At 20.4% G+C, this 4531-nt stretch carries 4 protein-coding genes; 2 read left to right on the forward strand and 2 right to left on the reverse strand.

Features of this window, described 5'->3' with window-relative positions; translation table 11 throughout:
• Nucleotides 1-328 precede the first annotated feature (328 nt).
• Together BT993_RS06585 and BT993_RS06590 are read right to left on the reverse strand one after the other, a co-directional pair.
• A complete protein-coding gene (locus tag BT993_RS06585) occupies nt 329-1333 on the reverse strand; it encodes a DUF3644 domain-containing protein (protein WP_072593777.1) in 1005 nt (334 codons plus the stop codon).
• A gap of 335 nt (nt 1334-1668) precedes the next feature.
• A complete protein-coding gene (locus BT993_RS06590; RefSeq protein ID WP_072593778.1) occupies nt 1669-2055 on the reverse strand; it encodes a helix-turn-helix domain-containing protein in 387 nt (128 codons plus the stop codon).
• 338 nt (nt 2056-2393) lie between these two features.
• Between BT993_RS06590 and BT993_RS06595 the strand changes: the two genes are divergently transcribed.
• Nucleotides 2394-3983 carry an ATP-binding cassette domain-containing protein gene (locus BT993_RS06595; protein WP_072593779.1) on the forward strand — a complete coding sequence of 530 codons (1590 nt, stop codon included), beginning with the start codon at nt 2394-2396 and terminating at the stop codon, nt 3981-3983.
• 80 nt (nt 3984-4063) lie between these two features.
• The coding region (locus BT993_RS06600) for a hypothetical protein (RefSeq protein ID WP_072593780.1) at nt 4064-4531 on the forward strand (468 nt) is incomplete at its 3' end.

The following is a 4531-nucleotide window of genomic DNA, read 5'->3' on the forward strand; positions in this document are numbered from 1 at the left end:
GATTTATTCCTAAGGGTAGGTCTATGAATAAATTAAGAAAAAAAGATGTTAAATTTATTGAAAATTTTATGAATAATTATCCTAGAAAAATTTTCAATTCTTCAACATCTTATGAAGTTTATGAATGTCTTTTAAATCTTGTTTAAGTTGTTTTTGGATATTTACTTTTGGAATTAGGTATTTTTTGTTTTTGTCAATCCATACTTTACAACACATTAAAAATATGTTATTATAGATATATATTAAAGATAACTTGTGAAGGAGTAACGCTGAGTTCCCGAATGGGAGTAAGTCAATGGACGAGAATTCTCATGTGCCTAGGGTTATCTTATTTTTTTATATTGTTTTTTAAATCTTCTATAATTGTATTAGGTTTTTTAATAATTTTTTCTGTTATAAAATCTACAAGTTTTTGAGAATAACTATATCTGTCTCCTACAACTACATAATGAAAAGAAAATGTTTTATTATTTTTTATATCATAAAATTTAATGAATAAATTAAAATGATATTTATTGAAAATAACTTGCTTTTCTTCTCCATTTTTGTATATAGTTAACAATAAATTTTCTCTTTTTAAATTCTTATTCACCAATTTAATTACATCATTTGTTGTAAGACTATAAATTTCATTTGGATTTTTAATATCTTTTATTATAGATGCTTTGTCTGTTGTTTCTTTATTTATTCCAAGAATTAAATCTGCGTTAGATTTATCTTTAGTTATGAAAAAATTTGTTTGAATAGGAATAGCAAATTCAGAACTATTATTTTCTATTTCAGACTTTATATTATTCATATCTTTCAATATTTTTTTTACAGTATTAGGTGTATATTTGCCTTTTATTTCATTTTCATCTATATGATTAATTTTAATTGATAATGTTAAAAAATTTTGGGCTATATAATCTGTCATATCTTTATTATGAAATTCTTTTATTTTTTCAACATAATTTAGCACACAAGCTTGAAATAAAGGTGCATAAATATACTCGTAGTCTTCAGTTATAAAATGTGTACTTGTATTTCTTAATTTAATTATTTTTTCAATATTTTTTCTTAATGCACCATGAGTATCTGGAAATAATTTTTTTACACAAGCTTTTAAATCTATTGTTCTATTTTCAGGATCTTTATAATATATTTCACTTTCACCGTAATCACTTATAATTTTAGCCTTTAACATTAATTCCCAAGCATTACATATAAAAAAACTAAATCCCTCAACTCTGTATTTTATTGTTGGTTTGTTATAGATTTCTAAACCTAGTATAAATGCTTCAATAGACTTACTAACTAATCTATCTTTTAATTTTATGTTATTATTTTCCATATTCACTCCTTTAATTTTATAATTCAATCGATTATCTTCATATTAATATAACTATTTAAAAAATTGCAATGTATATAATTGACTATTTTTTAATAGCACAATTATTTAAGTTATTTTGATATTCATAGCTTAAAAATACAGTTGAAAATAAGTTAGCATGTAATTCATATTTGAATTTAAAAATATGATGTTTTTATAGGTACATGCTTTAAATTTTCAGTTAAAATGAATATTATGGATACTATTATTTTATTTTAATTTATAATCTTATAAATATCTGAATATTTAATTTTATATTTTTTTCAATGATTTCTTTTGTTTTCAAATTTATCACACTATCTTTTTCTTTGTTGTATTAAAATTTCAATATAAGAATTTATTAATATATCTTTATCATCTTCAGTTAATTCATTATCTTCATTCATAAACATTACTTCATTAAAATTCATAAATTTTTCAACTTTTTTAATTTCTAATTTATCTAACATTGAAATATCATATTTACCATTTAACATTTTTTCATCTTCTTTTATTGCTTCCCAACCTACTAGATATTCTGGAGTAGTATTTAAAGCTTTAGCTAATAATTTCAATTTATCTATTGGTAAATCTCTTTCTCCATTTTCTATTCTAGCAATAGAACCTTTAGTTTTATAATCAATTTTTTGTGCTAATTCTTCTTGAGTTAATCCCAAATTAATTCTTGTTTTTTTTAACTCTATTACCTAAATTTTTTAAATGAGTTGTCATATTGAAAACCACCTTTAATATCTATTTTATTATATTATGCAATATTTCTTAGAAAAATACAAAAGAAATATTGACAAAACAACAACTTAAAACCTAAATTTAAAATATTAAAATTAATATAAAATAAGAATGTTATATATTTTTTATTAATATATAAAAGTAATGTAATAATATCTATTTTATATTTTACTTTAATATAAATAAAGGTATAATATATTAAAGATTAATAATAAAAAATAATAAAAAAGGAGAATGATTAAAATGGGACAAATATTTTAAATTTGAAAAATAAATGAGAGGAAATGAATGAATGTTTAAAAATTTAAAAAATATTGAAAATAAAAATTTAGTTTTATTATTACTTTTAATAATAATTGGAGCTATTTCTGAGCCATTAATAGCATATTCATATGTTCTTTTAGGAGCTAAAATAGAGAATATAAAAAATTTAGATTTTAGTTTTGTATATATATTTATAATTATTCTTATAGCTTTAATAGTATCAGGTATAAATTATTTGTTTGTAGATTTAATAATGAGTAATATAACTACAAATATTAGGAAAAAAATATTCTTGTCTATTTTAAATAAAAAATCATCTGAAATATTAAAAACTGAAAAAACAAGTTATTATAATGATATTTTAAAAAAGATTGATACTTGGAAATATAGAACTTTAAAAAGTATAATTGATATATTTGAAAAAGCATTACAACTGATATTTACACTTATTTTCATATCATTAATAGATTATAGGGTTTGTATAGTAGTTATTTTGTTTTTAATTCCACTTATAATTAATAATATATTTTTTCCAAAGAAAATGGAAAAAGCATATTTGGAATATATAGAAAAAGATAATGAGCAGTTAAAGAAGATGAAAGAATATTTTGATGCAATTTTAATAATTAAGAATAATAATGAAGAAAAAGAATATAGTTTAAGAATGAATGAAGTATTAGAAGAACAAAATTTCTTATGGAAAAAAACATCAATACTATCTAGTCTGAGTGCTTTTATTGCAAATAGTGGAGTTATATTATCTCAATTTTCAGGTATTTTTATAAGCATATATTTTTATATAAATGGATTTATTCCTTTAGGAAGTTTAATAGCATTAATACAATTAACAATGTTCATAAATCAACCTGTGATAAGTCTTATTAATTCCGTTATAGGAATTAATTCTATGAAAGAAATAAATGAGTATATAGAAAATGTAAATAATGATATAAATGAAAAAAAATCAAATAATTTTGAATTCGATAATATAGAAATTAAGGATTTAAATTTTGAATATATTAAAGGAAAGAAAGTATTTAAAAATAATATTAATATGACTTTTAATAAGGGTAAAAAATATTTGATAATAGGAGAAAGTGGAGGAGGAAAATCTACTTTTTTAAAGATACTTATGAAGTATTTAGAAAATTTTGATGGAGATATCCTTATAAACAATAAATCTTTAAATGATATTAATGAGGAAGATATTAATAATAATATTTTCTATATCCCACAAAAAATTCATATTTTTTCTGATACAATAAAAAATAATATAGATATTAAAAATAAGCATAGTGAAGCTGATATATTAAAATGTATGAAAGAAGTTAAACTTGAAAATTTAATAAAAAAAGAACACGGTATAAATGAAGTTATAGGAGAAGAAATTAATACTATTTCTGGAGGAGAAGCAGCAAGACTTTATATAGTTAAGGCTAAATTATCAAGTAAAAATATCATAATAGCTGATGAGATATTATCTAATTTAGATAAAGAAAATTCACTTAATGTTGAAGAAAGTTTATTAAATTTAGAGGATAAAATGTTAATTCATGTTGCACATAATTATAATAAAGAATGTATGGAAAAATATGATGAAATAATTAAGATAAAATAAAAGATATGAAAAAACTTGACAAAAAGTTCAAGGGGGGGGGTCTAATATATAGAGAATATATTTAGGAGGAACTTTTATTTATGAATCAATCTTTTATTACATCTTATTTAACTTTTTATATGAGAGCTTCTATTTATTTAGAAAAGAACTTTATAAAAACATCAAATCCTAATTCTATTTTAAAGCTTATACCATTAGGTTCAACTAATAAGACAATACCTTTAGAACAGATTAGTAGTGTTGATGATTCATTTAAAATGGATATAAAATCATTTATATGGGGATTAATATTCACTTTTTTTGGTTTTTCAACTTTAGTTAATAGTTCTATAGTTACAGGTATCATCTTATTTGTTTATGGTGTTTTAACTGTATTAAGTTCTTTTCAAGTTAATTTAGAATTATCACTTAATTCTGGACAAGTATATAATATAAGTGTTGTAATATTTGAAAAACCTAAATTACTTGTTTGTAAAGAAGTAATTGAAAGTCATATTTCAAAACGTTATGATGACACTAATGTTACAACTAATACAGATAGAATTATA

Origin of the sequence: Streptobacillus ratti (assembly GCF_001891165.1) — a bacterium.
Classification (GTDB): domain Bacteria; phylum Fusobacteriota; class Fusobacteriia; order Fusobacteriales; family Leptotrichiaceae; genus Streptobacillus; species Streptobacillus ratti.